The organism is Rhodocyclus tenuis (assembly GCF_014197755.1).
GTDB classification, from domain to species: Bacteria; Pseudomonadota; Gammaproteobacteria; order Burkholderiales; family Rhodocyclaceae; genus Rhodocyclus; species Rhodocyclus tenuis.
Map to the genome: position 1 here is coordinate 14,968 of NZ_JACIGE010000007.1, position 14,544 is coordinate 29,511.

General features: G+C 64.3%; 10 protein-coding genes and 1 riboswitch. Of the genes, 6 read left to right on the forward strand and 4 right to left on the reverse strand.

From position 1 onward, the window contains the following. Positions 1–2: 2 nt before the first annotated feature. From GGD90_RS10265 to GGD90_RS10280, 4 genes are read left to right on the forward strand one after another with little or no spacing between them, the layout of a single operon-like run. On the forward strand, positions 3–1,424 hold the full coding sequence (locus tag GGD90_RS10265) for an efflux transporter outer membrane subunit (RefSeq protein ID WP_153116661.1): 1,422 nt from the start codon (positions 3–5) through the stop codon (positions 1,422–1,424). After that, positions 1,421–2,125: an energy transducer TonB gene (locus tag GGD90_RS10270; RefSeq protein ID WP_153116662.1), complete on the forward strand. Its 705-nt coding sequence runs from the start codon at positions 1,421–1,423 to the stop codon at positions 2,123–2,125. The genes GGD90_RS10265 and GGD90_RS10270 overlap by 4 nt, the downstream gene beginning before the upstream one ends. A gap of 54 nt (positions 2,126–2,179) precedes the next feature. Then, complete coding sequence (locus GGD90_RS10275) at positions 2,180–2,989, forward strand: MotA/TolQ/ExbB proton channel family protein (RefSeq protein ID WP_153116663.1); 810 nt, start codon at positions 2,180–2,182, stop codon at positions 2,987–2,989. Between the two features lies 1 nt (position 2,990). Continuing rightward, on the forward strand, positions 2,991–3,431 hold the full coding sequence (locus GGD90_RS10280) for an ExbD/TolR family protein (RefSeq protein ID WP_153116664.1): 441 nt from the start codon (positions 2,991–2,993) through the stop codon (positions 3,429–3,431). A gap of 124 nt (positions 3,432–3,555) precedes the next feature. Here the strand turns inward: GGD90_RS10280 and GGD90_RS10285 are convergent, their stop codons facing one another. Next, the gene (locus GGD90_RS10285; protein WP_153116665.1) at positions 3,556–4,812 is read right to left on the reverse strand and encodes a benzoate/H(+) symporter BenE family transporter; all 1,257 of its coding nucleotides are present in this window, start codon (positions 4,810–4,812) and stop codon (positions 3,556–3,558) included. Between the two features lie 107 nt (positions 4,813–4,919). Between GGD90_RS10285 and pdxR the strand changes: the two genes are divergently transcribed. Together pdxR and GGD90_RS10295 are read left to right on the forward strand one after the other, a co-directional pair. After that, a complete protein-coding gene (gene pdxR, locus GGD90_RS10290; protein WP_153116666.1) occupies positions 4,920–6,419 on the forward strand; it encodes a MocR-like pyridoxine biosynthesis transcription factor PdxR in 1,500 nt (499 codons plus the stop codon). 650 nt (positions 6,420–7,069) lie between these two features. Beyond that, complete coding sequence (locus tag GGD90_RS10295) at positions 7,070–8,977, forward strand: reverse transcriptase domain-containing protein (RefSeq protein ID WP_221227731.1); 1,908 nt, start codon at positions 7,070–7,072, stop codon at positions 8,975–8,977. Positions 8,978–9,354: 377 nt separating this feature from the next. Here GGD90_RS10295 and GGD90_RS10300 read toward each other — a convergent pair whose 3' ends face one another. From GGD90_RS10300 to GGD90_RS10310, 3 genes are read right to left on the reverse strand one after another with little or no spacing between them, the layout of a single operon-like run. Then, entirely contained in the window at positions 9,355–10,554 is a 1,200-nt protein-coding gene (locus tag GGD90_RS10300) for a ribonucleotide-diphosphate reductase subunit beta (RefSeq protein WP_153116667.1), read from the reverse strand. After that, positions 10,551–13,298 (reverse strand): ribonucleoside-diphosphate reductase subunit alpha, encoded by a 2,748-nt coding sequence (locus GGD90_RS10305; protein ID WP_153116668.1) that lies wholly within the window; start codon positions 13,296–13,298, stop codon positions 10,551–10,553. The genes GGD90_RS10300 and GGD90_RS10305 overlap by 4 nt, the downstream gene beginning before the upstream one ends. A 9-nt stretch (positions 13,299–13,307) precedes the next feature. Next, positions 13,308–14,120 carry an acyl-CoA thioesterase gene (locus GGD90_RS10310; RefSeq protein WP_221227732.1) on the reverse strand — a complete coding sequence of 271 codons (813 nt, stop codon included), beginning with the start codon at positions 14,118–14,120 and terminating at the stop codon, positions 13,308–13,310. Between the two features lie 145 nt (positions 14,121–14,265). Then, a riboswitch (cobalamin riboswitch) is annotated at positions 14,266–14,464 on the reverse strand. Positions 14,465–14,544: the final 80 nt, after the last annotated feature.

The following is a 14,544-nucleotide window of genomic DNA, read 5'->3' on the forward strand; positions in this document are numbered from 1 at the left end:
GGATGCGAACACCTGGCCGGATATTTAATTGCGCCCTGATCGCCAGCGTCGGCATCGGACTGTCAGCCTGCGCATCGCTCATGCCCGATGCGGTTCAGCCTGAATTGCCGACGCAGTGGCACGCCACACCGACGCCGGCGGGCGCCACGGTCGACCGCGACTGGTGGCGCAATTTCGGCAGCGACGAACTGGCGGATCTGGTTCAAAGCGCAGAGCAGCAAAGCCTCGACCTCGCGGCGGCCGAAGCCCGCGTTCGCCAGGCAGCAGCGACGGAACGCATGGCCAGCGCCGCCTTGTGGCCCAGCCTGACGGGCGAAGGCGAGGCCGCCCGATCGGGCCGCCTTGGCGGCAGCGCCGAAGTGAGCGGCAGCAGCGTCGGCGCCGGACTGGCGGCCAGTTACGAGGTCGATCTGTGGGGCAGACTGCGCGCCAATCGCGCTGGCGCGCTGGCGAGTCTGCAAGCGAGCACCTTCGATCGTGACGCGCTGCGCTTGAGCGTCACCGCCGCAGTCGCCTCGACCTGGCTGCAAATGGTGGCGCTGCGCGAACGCATCACCATCGGCGAAAGCCATCTCGCCACCGCCGAGCGCCTGCTGGCACTGATCGAGGCGCGCGCCCGTGCCGGTGCGGCGACGTCGCTGGAAGTCGTTCGCCAGCGGGGTCTGCTGGCCAGCCAGCGGCGCGCACTGGCCAGCGTCCGCCAGCAGGCGGAGGACGTACGTACGGCGCTGCTCGTCCTGCTCGGACAGACGCAACTGCCGGCCAGCCGCAGCAAACGGCTGGCCGACTTGTCGCTGCCGCTGATCAACGCCGGCCTGCCCGCCGAGCTGCTCAGCCGCCGGCCAGACATCGCCCGCGCCGAAGCGCGGTTGGCGGCGGCCAATGCCGACGTGCTGGCAGCGCGTGCCGCGCTGCTGCCCAGCCTGAACCTCGACGCCCGCGTGGGCGGCAGCGACAGCAGCTTGCATCGGGTCTTCGAGAACCCGATCTATTCGCTGGCGGCAGCCTTGTCGGCGCCGATCTTCAACGCCGGCCGGCTGGCCGCCGGGCGCGATCTGGCCGAGGCCCGGCGTGAAGAACTGCTGGCCAGCTACCGGCAGAGCATTGTCACCGCCTTCGGCGAAGTCGAGACCGCCGTGAACGCCACGCGCCGGCTTGACGAGCAAGTCGCCGCACAGGCCGAAGAACTGGCGCACGCCGAGCGGGCGCTGGTGCTGGCCGAAAGCCGCTACCGCGCCGGCGCCGAAACGCCCATCGTGCTGCTCGATAGCCAGCGCAGCCTGTACGCCACGCAGGATGCGGCAACACAACTCAAACTCGCCCGCCTGCAGGCTGCAGTGGCGCTGTATCGGGCGCTCGGCGGAGGCTGGTCGCACGCCGGCAAGAACTCGCCAGCGGCAGCGAGACCAAGGACTACACCATGAAACCCATGAGCTTCTCGCCCGCGCGGCACGCGCCACCAGCCGCCAAGGCAGATACCGCCGGCTGGCAGGACGGCCTTCCCGCACTACTGCTCGTCGCACTGGCGCACGCCGCGCTGCTGGCCGCGGTCCTGATCGGTCTGCGCACGCCCGCCCCTGACCCTGTCGTGCTGCCGACACTGTCGGGCGTACTGGTGGCAGCGCCAGCGGAGCAACTGTCGGTCCCCGTTCCCGCGCCCGAACCGAAGCCGCAGCGGGAAGCGCAGGCTCGGCGCCCGCCACCACCGGTGAATGCCCCGCCCAGCGAACGTTCGATCACCGTGCCGCAAGCCGAACCGGAAACGAACAGGCCGCAGCAGGAAAACACTGCTGCCCTTGCCACGCCGACGGCCAACAGCGAAGCGGCGGCGACAGCGCCGGTACTGCCGCCGATGGCCGACGCCAGCCATCTGAACAACCCGGCACCGGTGTACCCGCTGAGTTGCCGCCGCCGTGGCGAGCAAGGCACGGTGCTGCTCACCGTGCTCGTTCTGGCCGACGGCACGGTGGGCGATATCGGCATCAGGCGCTCGAGCGGCTACCCGGACCTCGACGAATCGGCACTCAAGGCCGTCTCGCGCTGGCACTTCGTACCGGCCAGCCGGGGCGGCAAACCCCTCGACTGGCGCTACTCGCTGCCGGTGATCTTCAACCTGCGGCAGTAGATCGCCGCTCTGCCTTCGCCACTCTTGCTTTAATCCACGATAAGGACCTGTTGCATGGACCCCACTGTTTCCCCCTACGGCCTAGCTGCTTTATGGAGTCAGGGAGATCTCGCCATCAGAGGCGTCGCGCTGCTGCTGCTGCTCATGTCGATCGCTTCGTGGTGGCTGATCGTCACGCGCACCTGGCGGCTGATCAAGCTGCGCCGCGCGGCCCGGGCGTCGGCGGCCTTCTGGCACTGCAGAAGTTTCGCCGAAGGACTGCAGGCGCTGCAGGCACCGGGAACGCCGGACGCCGAACTCAATCCCTTCCACCTTCTCGCCGTCGAAGGCAAGGCGGCCGTCGCGCACCACACGGAGAAGCGGCAGGAACTGCACGGCCAGCTGAATCTGGCCGAATGGCTGGGTGAAGCACTGCGCGGCGCCATCGATGACAGTGCCGAACGTCTGCGCTCGGGACTTTCGGTGCTGGCTTCTGTGGGGTCAACGGCGCCCTTCATCGGTCTGTTCGGTACCGTCTGGGGCATCTACCACGCGCTGGTGGGCATCGGCATGTCCGGCCAGGCCAGCATCGACCAGGTCGCCGGGCCGGTGGGCGAGGCGCTGATCATGACCGCTTTCGGGCTGGTGGTGGCGATTCCGGCGGTGCTCGGATACAACGCGCTGAACCGCGCCAATCGCGCGCTCACCGGTCAACTCAGGCGCTTTGCCCGGCAACTGCATGCCTACTTCCTCACCGGCTCGCCGCTTGACAGCACCACCGAGCCGGCGCAGGGCCTGTCGGGCAAGGAAGCGGGCGGCGTGGTGAAAAAGCGGACGAACGGCGCAGCGGCGGACGCCGGCTATCACGGCGCACGGGAGGGCTGAGATGAGCACCTCGATCAGCGATTTCGACGAACACGAGGATGCGGACGTCAGCGACATCAACATGACGCCGCTGGTCGACGTGATGCTGGTGCTCCTGATCATTTTCATCATCACCGTGCCGGTGCTCACACACTCGGTGAAACTCGACCTACCGCGCGCCGCAACCGAGGTCAACCGGACGCCGCCAAAGACGGTGACGATCTCGGTCGATGCGCAGGGGCGGACGCACTGGGGCGACGAAGCGGTCAGCACCAGCGAACTCGATGCCCGCCTGCTGGCGGCGGCCGCGCAGAACCCGCAGCCGGAACTGCATATCCGCGGCGACCGCAAGGCCGAATACGAGTCCGTGCTGCAGGTCATGGCGGCAGCACAGCGCGCCGGGGTACTCAAGCTCGGGTTCGTGACCGATCCGGGAAGCAGCGCGGGCCGTCCGCTGCCGTAATGCTCGTCGCAGAGAGGCTGCTGAACACTCCCGCAGGACGGCGGACACTGGGAGCCTTGCCTTCGTCGCCTATTCGACCCGATAGCGGCCATGCTGGTGATGAGAGGTCAGGGTGCCCGCTGGCTCAGGCATCAGCTCCATCCCCCTTGAGCGCAGCTGCGGCGGCCGGTACAGCGAAGGCCGGCCGCCCACGGCGCGGCGGTGCGCCATTGAGCAGGGCATGGGCCACCAGGCCGATCACCAGGCCCCAGAACGCGCCGCCGATACCCAGCAGCGTGATGTTCGCCGCCGCGGCCAGGAAAGTGATCAGCGAAGCTTCGCGTGTCTTCGAATCGGCCAGGGCGGTGGCCAGACTGCCGCCGATGGTGCCCAGCAGCGCAAGCCCTGCCAGCGTGCTGATGAAGGTCGCCGGGAAAGCCATGAAGACGGCGGCCAGCGTCACGCCAAACACGCCGACGAGGATGTAGCCAACGCCGGCGGCGACGCCCCCGATCCAGCGCTTGGATGGATCTTCGTGCGCTTCGCGGCCCGTGGCGATAGCTGCCGTAATGGCGGCAATGTTGAAGGCATGCGAGCCGAACGGCGCCATCAGCAGGGAGCCGAGCCCTGTCACTGTCACGATGGGGTTGGCACTGGTCTTAAAGCCGTCATTACGCAGCACCAGCATGCCGGGCAAGTACTGGCCGGTCAGCGTGATCAGGAACAGGGGAAAGGCGACGCTCAGCAGCGCATTGAGCGAGAACGCCGGCATGGTGAAAACCGGAGCCGCGAGCGTCAGGGTCAGTCCCGACAGGTCCACCCGATCCTGCATGAGCAGAAAGAGCAAGCCCAACACCAGGATGCCGACGACGGCATAACGCGAGCTGAAGCGCTTAAGCACCACATAAGTCACGATCAGCAGGCTGCCCAGCACCGGATCGATGCTCATGCAGCCGAAAGCCTTGATGCCGAATTGCAGCAGGATGCCCGCGAGCAAACCTGATGCCACGCCCGGGGGAATCAGCCGGATCAAGCGCTCGAACCCGCCCGACAGGCCCAGCACGACAAAGGCAGTGGCCGACATCAGGTACGCACCCACCGCTTCGGCGTAGGGCGTGGAGGCCAGTGCCGTGACCAGAAACGCCGCCGCTGGCGTGGACCAGGCAGTGATGATGGGCTCGCGCGTCAGCCAGCTCAAAAACAACCCGGTGACGCCGACGCCGATCGAAACCGACCACACCCACGATGCCGTCAGCTCCGGGCTCAGGCCCGCGACTTTGGCGGCCTGGAAGACCAGAATGAATGTACCGCCGTAGTTCACGATGACCGAGATCAGGCCGGCCACGACGGGATGGGTGAGATCGTTCCAGCGAACGGTTGAAGGTAAATTGACGGATGACATGGTTTGGCGGTGACTCCTGACGATCGGACAAATGGCTTGTGAAACGTCTTTATAGATTTAAAATGGTCTGACATTGCCCACCACTTTTACGAAGAACTTCCGGCCAATTGTTCAAGCACGCTCAACTTGAATCGGTCAAAGCCTGGATCGGCGACCCAGTGCATGGCGCCTTGCCGCTGCACGCACGGGTACAGAGGGCCATTCGCCAGTTGATCCTCGACGGTGTGCTCGACGTGGGCAGACCATTGCCCTCGTCACGCGCCCTGGCGAAGTCGCTGGGGGTCTCGCGCGATACGGTGGAGTCGGCCTACAGCCAGTTGCACGCGGAAGGCTTCATTGAGCGGCGCGTGGGCAGCGGCAGCTTTGTGTCGGAGCGGGCCCAGCGTCTGCCGGGGCGTGGCAAGTCTCGGGAAACAAGTGTGGATCGCAAGGCAGCACCGCGACTCAGCCAACGCGGCACCGCCATGTTCGACAGCGGTGGCGTGCGCGACTTCCTGGCACCACGCCCGTTTGCGCCAGGTGTGCCCGAAACGCGCAACTTTCCGCTACAGACCTGGGAGCGACTGGAGCGGCAGGTGTTGAAGGAATACGGCTCACTGGCGCTGCTGCACAGTCCGCCACAGGGGATGGAGGCGCTGCGGCAGGCCATCGCCGATCACGTCAATCTCGAACGGGGGGCTCGCGCGACACCCGATCGAGTGCTGGTGCTGACCAGTTCCCAGCAAGCCCTGACCCTGTGCGCCACGGTGTTACTCGATGCGGGTGAGCGCATCTTCATCGAAGACCCCGTGTACCACGGCGCGCGCAAAGCGTTCGACGCCGCCGGGCTGGAATGCGTGCCGGTACCACTGGATGAGGACGGCCTGCGGGTAGATCGTTTGCTGGAGGCAAGCAAGGCGCCCGGCAACGCGGCCGGGGCGGTGTTCCTGACGCCATCGCACCAATTCCCTACCGGGGCGACGCTGGCGCTGGACCGGCGCCTGGCCGTCATCGAATGGGCACGGCAGCGACAAGGCTGGATCATCGAGGACGACTACGACAGCGAGTTCCACTACGCCGGCAAACCCACGGCCTGCGTGCAGGGCCTGGACGCGCATGAGCGCACGATCTACATCGGCACCTTCACCAAGTCGCTGTTTCCCGGCCTGCGCATCGCCTACATGGTGCTGCCGCCGCCGCTGGTGGCGCCAATGACCGTGGCCCGGACCCTATTGGACGGGCACAGCGCGCCGATTCCGCAGCTCACGCTGGCGCGATTCATCGAAGGTGGCCACTTCGGCGCCCATGTGCGCACCATGCGCGCCGTCTATGCAGAACGGCGCGATGTGCTGGCGCGGCTGGTACGCCAGCATCTGGCCGACTACGTAGAAACGCGGGTTCCCGCAGGCGGCATGCAGATGCAGTGCGTGTTCATCCGCGACATCCCAGAGCGCGAGGCCGTGGATTCCGCGCGCCGAGCCGGAATCGACCTGCTGGGACTGACTGCGCTACATATGTCGCACGAGCACAAGGCAGGCTTTCTCATGGGATTTGCTGCCCACGCCCCACACGAACAGGATGTCGCCGTCAGGAAGCTGGCAAACGTGCTGCGTGCGCTGTGCCACTGATCGGCATGTCAAGCGCACCTTCGGGCCCGCCGGAGCACCCAGTCGAACTTGCCTCGGGCGCATGGAACATGCCGTGGGCAGTGGCTACGGCGATTTGCTCAGTACTGACTCAAGAGGCGAAGGCACCCAAAGTGCCCTGCTGGCTTCCGACGCTCGTATCCGAGACTGGCATCGCTTAAGGAAACGCTCGACGTTGCCGAACGTGAGCCATTCGGCGGGGTTCTTGGGGGTTCTTGGGGCCGCTACTGGCCGCAAGAGGCCAATATGCACTTGGGCATAATCGTCCGCAAAGGCCGACTTCCGGTCCTCGGCCTTTGCGGACATCCGACCTTTTGTACGTCACCGACTTCACTGAGACCTAAAGCAGACCAGTAAAGTCGGGGCGATTCAGCCCAACCGCGACGCATCGGGATAGGTGATCCTGAATCTTAGAGGAGACAATCCACATTTCTGATTTTCGAACGTTGCACATGGCAAGACAAGAACATAAAATCAGTCGCCGCCCCCAACGGAGCTTAACCAGGCCAGCGTTAACGCTGGCTTTCCACGAGGTAACCCCGCGCGCAGGGGATCGATCGCTAGGCCGCTATCCGCTTGTACAGGAGAAAGACGGACGGGGGCGGCACCGAACAAACACAGAACGGGATGACTTGGCAATCGTCAAGATGAATGAAATGCATGAGGCGTTATCTCGCAACTTTGTCACATGGTTTTCAAATAACGCTCTTGGCATCCCGTATTCCAGCTTGAAGGGGATAATCTACCCCCGTCCGCCATATAAGCAATTCGTAATCAAGAAGCGCGACGGAAGCGCCCGTGTGATTGCCGAGCCACGCAATCGCCTCAAAGTCATTCAGCAAAAGGTATTGACCTTCTTGACTGAGCGCGCAGGGCCATTCAAGCCGGTAGTTCACGGGTTCGTCCCAAAACGCAGCATCCTGACGAACGCACAGATCCACTGCACGCCGAAGAATCACCATGTCTTAAATATTGATCTAAAGGACTTCTTTCCGAGCATCACCTTTTTCCGTGTTCGCGGCGTCCTTCGCAAGCATCCATTCAATTTCTCGCATGAGGTGGCAACGGTCATCGCCCACATCTGCACTCTCGACGGCACTTTGCCGCAGGGAGCACCCACCTCGCCGTTCCTGTCGAATCTCGTCTGCCGGTCCATGGATCGGGACCTAACCGACCTTGCCCGCCGAAATTTGGCGCGCTACTCCCGCTACGCCGACGACATCACGTTTTCGTTTCCGGTTCGCAAGACTTCGCGCCTGCCGGCCGCCGTCTGCATCGTAGATGATGACGGCCATCTGCAGGTCGGGGCGGAACTGCAAGACCTGATCACGAACAAGCATCACTTCACAATCAATCCAGCGAAATCCCGACTGAGGGATCGAGGTCGGCGGATGGAGGTCACCGGGCTCACGATCAACCAATTCCCTAACGTTCCACGCGTCTTCATTGACCGAATCCGTGGCGCCCTGCACGCTTGGGAAAAATATGGTTACGAGGCGGCAGACAAGCAATGGAATGATCTTGTCAAGAATGCGGTGACGGGCGCCTTCGAGAAAAAGCCGTGGAAACGTCAAACCCGCCGCGGCAAGACGCCTGAACTGAAGAATGTACTGTGGGGAAAGTTACTCTACCTCCGAATGGTCCGCGGCAAGGATGACATGATCTATACACGCCTTGCGGAGCGCTTCAATAACGCGGTACTCGCTACCCATGTAGCGGGACCGTTCTCAGCGCCTAAACTGCCGGTTCAGCCTGTCGTTCGGGATATAACGACGGCGCGGGATGCGTGCTTCGTCGTGGAATGGGTGGGGGAATTCCATTCCACCCCAGGTACATGCGACGACGTCATGTGTAAACAAGGAACTGCTTTCGTCTACAGGGAACTCAACCTGCTGGTCACCTGTAACCACTTGTTCGAACACATCGCCACGATAAACAAACACGAATTTCCCACCGACTATGAAGCACCGGAGATATTCAACAAAACCCTGAATCTCGTCCATCCGGGTACGAAGCAACACTGGCCAGCAAAGATTCTATACCGCAACGCGCCGATGGATCTCGCGCTCCTCGCGTTCGAAGGTCCGGTCCCGCCCCATCGCTATTTTCCTGCGATAGACAGCCCGATTGAGCCGGGTAAACAGGGCATCCTGATCGGTTACCCGGCATGGAAACAATGGAACCTGCCGGACTTCAACGATCAACGAGTCCTGAACAGGACCTCACCGCACGCCGGGATGAACAGTTTCACCATTACGGGCGCCGGGAGTATCCGTCCCGGCAACAGCGGCGGCCCGTTCACAGACGATCACTTCCGCGTTGCCGGGATGGCGCAACGCGGCGCGTACATGGGCGACGGGCATGACGAATGCCTGTGCATCCAGATCATCGACGACTTGATCCTGAAATACAAAGCATCGCTTACCCTGCTGACAGTGCCTGCCCTGGCAGCTGTGAGTCCCGACGAAGCGGCCGTCGCTGCCACTTCCACTCCGGCGTTGACATCTCCTGCACCAACAACGCCAGCCGTTACGGTGTGACCGCCTACCATGGCTTAAATTCGTTAGCCAGATTGGCTAACGTCCATTTCGGTAGTTTCCATTCATCGGTAAATAGGATCGGACTGTCCCACCGCGCTCGGATGCAACGTCCGTAATCTGCCTCGCACCGGCCACCCGACCGGGCCAAACCGAGCGGCAACAAAGGCCGAAATCCCGCCGCTGGCCTAATGCAAAATTTAGCTCCGTTGGCAAATCCGAACTTAGGCATTCGCTGCGCAATCAGCGTTCTTTCGCGAATCCAGGTTTAGGTAGCAAACCAGATGCAAATCTGGACTTAGATTCGCTCAGTCCAGTCTCAACATCTGAGAATCCGACGCGAGAGTGGTCCTTACGCCGATGGCCTATCCCCACCTCGATCACTCCCAAGCCAGCGCCCCTCCGGTCTGATATTCCGTAACCCGCGTTTCAAAGAAGTTCTTTTCCTTGCGCAGGTTGGCCTGCTCGTCGAGCCAAGGCAGGACGTTTTCGGCACCGGGGAAAGGCTCGGCGATTCCCAGCTGGCGGGCGCGGCGGTTGGCGATGAAGCGGAACTGCTGCACGTGCAGTTCGGCGTTGTAGCCGAGGATCGGCTCGCGCAGGATGTAGCCGGCGTAAGCGCTTTCGGCGGCTTCGGCTTCGTCCCACAGCAGGCGCAGCGCGGCCGGGTCGAGCGTCAGCTTCTCCTCGGCGAGCAGTTCGCGGATGACGCGGATGCCGAAGGCGCAGTGCATCACCTCGTCGCGCATGATGTATTGCAGCTGCTCGGCGGCGCCCTTCATCAGGCCGCGCCGCTGCAGGGCAAAGATCGGCGTGAAGCCGTTGTAGAACCAGCAGCCTTCGAAGATCACCGCGAAGAAGAAGTAGGAGAGCGCGAATTCGTGCAGGTTGGCGCGGTCGGTCAGGTCGAAGTCCGAACGCAGCACTTTCTCCAGCCGGCGGTTGGCGAGCGCGATCTTGCCGTGGATTTCCGGAACGACGCGGTAGCGGTTGTAGATGTCCTGCTGGTCAAGGCCGATGCTCTCGATGCAGTGCTGGTAGGTCCAGGTGTGCAGTGCCTCTTCGTAAACCTGCCGCGCCTGATAGATCTGCAGTTCCGGCGCGCTCATCTTTTCCATCACCGCCAGACCGATATTGCGCATGGCAAGAATGTCGGAAGTGGTCAGGTAAGCGAGCACGTTCTCGAAGACGTGGCGTTCGGACTGGCTCAGCCGGTGATGGTAGTCGTGCACATCCTGCGCCATGCTGATTTCCAGCGGCGTCCAGTGGTTGCGGTTGGCCTTGAGGAAGAACTCCCACGCCCAGGCGTACTTGAACGGCGCCAGCTGATTGATGTCCCCCTTGCCGTTGACGATGCGCTTGTCGCCGACGCTGACGGCCGCCAGTGCCGGATTCGCGCCCCCGTTGCCGGCCAGCGTGGGCGCCACCGGGATGGACGCCGCAGCTGGCGGCGTCGGCGTGGCGGGCCGGGCTGGCGCTGCCGTCGGTGTTGCTGCCGACGACGGCGATGGAGGCGGTGATAGAGTCCGTGATGGGGGGGGCGACGGCAGTTCCCAGTCGTCGAATGACAGCGCGCTCATTGGCAGGCCTCGCAGTCGGGATTGTCGATCGAGCAGAATTTGGGCTCGGGCGGCGGCGCCGCGTCGTCGCGACCACCGCTCTTTTCCGCCTGACTGGCGCCGAGCGTGCGCAGGTAGTAGGTGGTCTTGAGACCACGCTTCCACGCCAGCTTGTACAGTTCGTCGAGCTTCCGGCCCGACGGCGTCGCCAGATAGAGGTTGAGCGACTGCGCCTGATCGATCCACTTCTGGCGCCGGGCAGAGGCCTCGATCAGCCAGGCCGGATCGATCTCAAACGCGGTGGCGTAGCGCGCCTTCAGTTCGGCGGGAATGCGCTCGATCGGTCCGAGCGAGCCGTCGAAGTACTTGAGGTCGGCGACCATCACCTCGTCCCACAGGCCAAGCGCCTTGAGATCGCGCACCAGCGCCTCGTTGACCACGGTGAATTCGCCGGAGAGGTTCGATTTGACGTAGAGGTTCTGGTAGGCCGGCTCGATTCCCGCCGAGACGCCGACGATGTTGGAGATGGTGGCGGTCGGCGCGATGGCGACGCAGTTGGAATTGCGCATGCCGTCACGGGCGATCTGCTCGCGCAGGGCCGCCCAGTCGAGACGCGCGTCGCGGTTCACCTCGACCGCTTCGCCGCGGCCTTGTTCGAGCAGGCCGATCGAGTCGAGCGGCAGCACGCCCTGCTGCCACAGGCTGCCGGCAAAGCTCGAATAGCTGCCGCGCTCGCGCGCCAGCTCGCTCGACGCGCGATAGGCTTGGTAGCAGACCAGCTCCATGCTGCGGTCGGCGAAGTCGACCGCCTCCGGCGAGGCGTACGGCAAGCCGAGCGCATACAGGCAGTCGGCGAAGCCCATGATGCCGAGCCCCACCGGACGATGGCGCAGGTTGGCGTTGCGCGCCTTCGGCGTCGCGTAGTAGTTGATGTCGATGACGTTGTCGAGCATGCGCATCGCCGTGCGGATGCTGCGCGCCAGCTTTTCCGCGTCGAGCCGGCCGTCGTGCAGGTGCGCCGGCAGGTTGATCGAGCCGAGGTTGCACACCGCAGTCTCGTCGGCCGAGGTGTTCAGCGTGATCTCGGTGCACAGGTTCGAGCTGTGCACGACGCCGGCGTGCTGCTGCGGCGAGCGCAGGTTGCAGGCGTCCTTGAAGGTGATCCACGGATGCCCGGTCTCGAACAGCATGGTCAGCATCTTGCGCCACAGCTGCACGGCCGGCACTTTCCGGTGCAAGGGCAGCTTGCCGGCGGCAGCCTGTGCCTCGTAGGCGGTGTAGGCGGCGGCGAATTCGGCGCCGAACCTGTCGTGCAGATCGGGCACGTCCACCGGCGAGAACAGCGTCCACTCGCCGTTGGCGTGCACGCGCTGCATGAACAGGTCGGGAATCCAGTGCGCAGTGTTCATGTCGTGCGTGCGCCGGCGCTCGTCGCCGGTGTTCTTGCGCAGATCGAGGAAGTCCTCGATGTCGAGGTGCCAGGTTTCGAGGTAGGCACAGACCGCGCCCTTGCGCTTGCCGCCCTGATTGACCGCCACCGCCGTGTCGTTGACCACCTTGAGGAAGGGGATGACGCCCTGGCTGTGGCCGTTGGTGCCGCGGATGCGGCTGCCGAGCGAGCGCACCGGCGTCCAGTCGTTGCCGAGGCCGCCGGCGTATTTCTGCAGCAGCGCGTTTTCCTTGATCGACTGGTAGATGCCTTCGAGGTCGTCGGCCACCGTCGTCAGGTAGCACGAGGACAGCTGCGAGTGCAGCGTGCCGCTGTTGAACAGCGTCGGCGTCGAGCACATGAAGTCGAAGCTCGAAATCAGCTCGTAGAACTCGATCGCGCGCGCCTCGCGGTCGACCTCGTTGAGCGCGAGCCCCATCGCCACGCGCATGAAGAACACTTGCGGCAGTTCAATGCGACGGCCGTCGATGTGCAGGAAGTAGCGGTCGTAGAGCGTCTGCAGGCCGAGATAGCCGAACAGCCCGTCGCGTTCCGGGCGCAAGGCCGCGGACAGCCGGGCGAGGTCAAACTCGGCCAGACGCGGGTCGAGCAAGCCGGCGTCGATGCCGCGCCGGACGAACACCGGCAGGTAATCGCCGTAGCACGCGGGCAGCTCGGTCGCCGCCAACCGGCGGCCGAACACCTCGTCGGCCAGCGCGGCCAGCAGCAGACGCGCGCACGCCTGGTTGTAGCCCGGTTCGCGCTCGATCAGCGTGCGCGCGGCGAGTACCAGCGCCGCCTGCACATCGGCGAGGGCGACGCCGTCGTAGAGGTTCTGCACGGCCTGCTCGAGGATCAGTGCGGGCGACACCGCGTCGCCGAGGCCGGCGCACGCGGCGGCACAGGTTTCGCGCAGCGCGGCCAGGTCGAGCGGCCGCCGCTGGCCATCGACGACGACGTGCAGCGCGGGCGCCGCCACCGTCGCCGTGTTCGCCTGCCGCTCGGCGGCGCGTCGTTCGCGGTAGAGCACATAGGCGCGCGCCACGTCGTGCTCGCCCGAGCGCATCAGCGCCAGCTCAACCTGATCCTGGATGTCCTCGATGTGCACGCTGCCGCCATCGGGCAGGCGCCGCGTCAGCGACGCGACGACCACCTCGGTCAGGCGCGCGACGATTTCGCGCACCCGCGACGAGGCGGCGCTCTGCCCGCCCTCGACAGCGAGAAAAGCCTTGCTCATCGCCAGCGCGATCTTGTCGGCGGCAAAGGGAACAACGGCGCCATTGCGGCGGATGACCTGAAGCGCGGCCAGCGAAAAATCAATGTTTGAACGATCCATTTTCCATCCTTATAGCGACGGTGTTACTGAAGAAAGGGGAGTAGAAGCGAGCGGAACCGGCCGGCCGTCGCCGTCGACGGCGACGAACACGAAATCGGCCTGGGTACAACGCCGCGGCTCGCCAGCCAGCGGGCATTCGGCGGTCATCTCAGTGGCGACGGTGAGCGAGCTGCGGCCGACCGCGACCACCCGCGCCGTGGTCTCGACGATGTCGCCGACGCGCGCCGGTGCAACGAAATCGAGCGTCTTGCTGGAAACCATCAGCACGCTCTGCCGCGCCCGCCGGCTGGCGGCAACGAGGGCGGCCTTGGCCAGCCAGTCGAGCGCGAAGCCGCCATGCAGGAATCCGTGGTGACTGGTCTGCCCGGGGAAGACGATCTCGACGACGCGGACGAGCTCGTCCTCATCGGCCAGCGACGGCAGCAGCGTCGGCGCGGCGGCTTCGTGCTCCTGACCGACCATGACGAAACGACCGCTGAGGCAGGACTGGCGCTGACCGCTCAGCATGTTCTCGGCCACCAGTTCGGCTTCGATGACGACCGAGCGTCGGCCGCAATGCACGATGCGGCCATCGACTTCGGCAAGGTGGCCGACCGGCACCGGCGCCCGAAAATCGGTATCGGTCAGCGCGGCGGTGACGACGGTGCGGCGTAAATGGCGGCTGGCGAGGACGAAGGCGAACTTGTCCATCATCGCCAGTGCCGCACCGCCGAACAGGCTGCCGTGATGATTGGCCTGACCGGGGAACACCACATCGACCAGGCGGAACAGGCCCGGCGTCGGCGCGCTGGCCCTCAGTCCGGGGGAAGGTGCTGCCAACACGGGCGATCTCCGCAAAAGGGGGCGGCGATACCCGTTTCTACGGCCCGCAGGCCTGTCGGCCGAAGACGGACCGATCGCGTAGAGACAGCAAGCTGTGCGTACATGCACGACCTTTCGTCAGGGACACCCCGCCCCAAAACCATGGAAAAAAGCGCTCATTGAGGCAGGTCTCCTGGCTTCGGTTCACCGCGTTTCACCTGCCTTCCCGGACGCATCCAGTGGCTTGGGGTGGCAAAACGCTCGCCGATTACAGTTGCGGGGGCAGCTCCGGAGTTCATGTCAAAGACCTGGCACCGGATTCCCTTTTAATCCCTTGCGGGGAACCATCAATCGCCGCCAGTCTATGGGCAGCGAACGACGGCTGTCAAGAAAAAACACTACCGGTAGTTGCTCTTTAAATTAAAACAACTACCGGTAGTTTTCG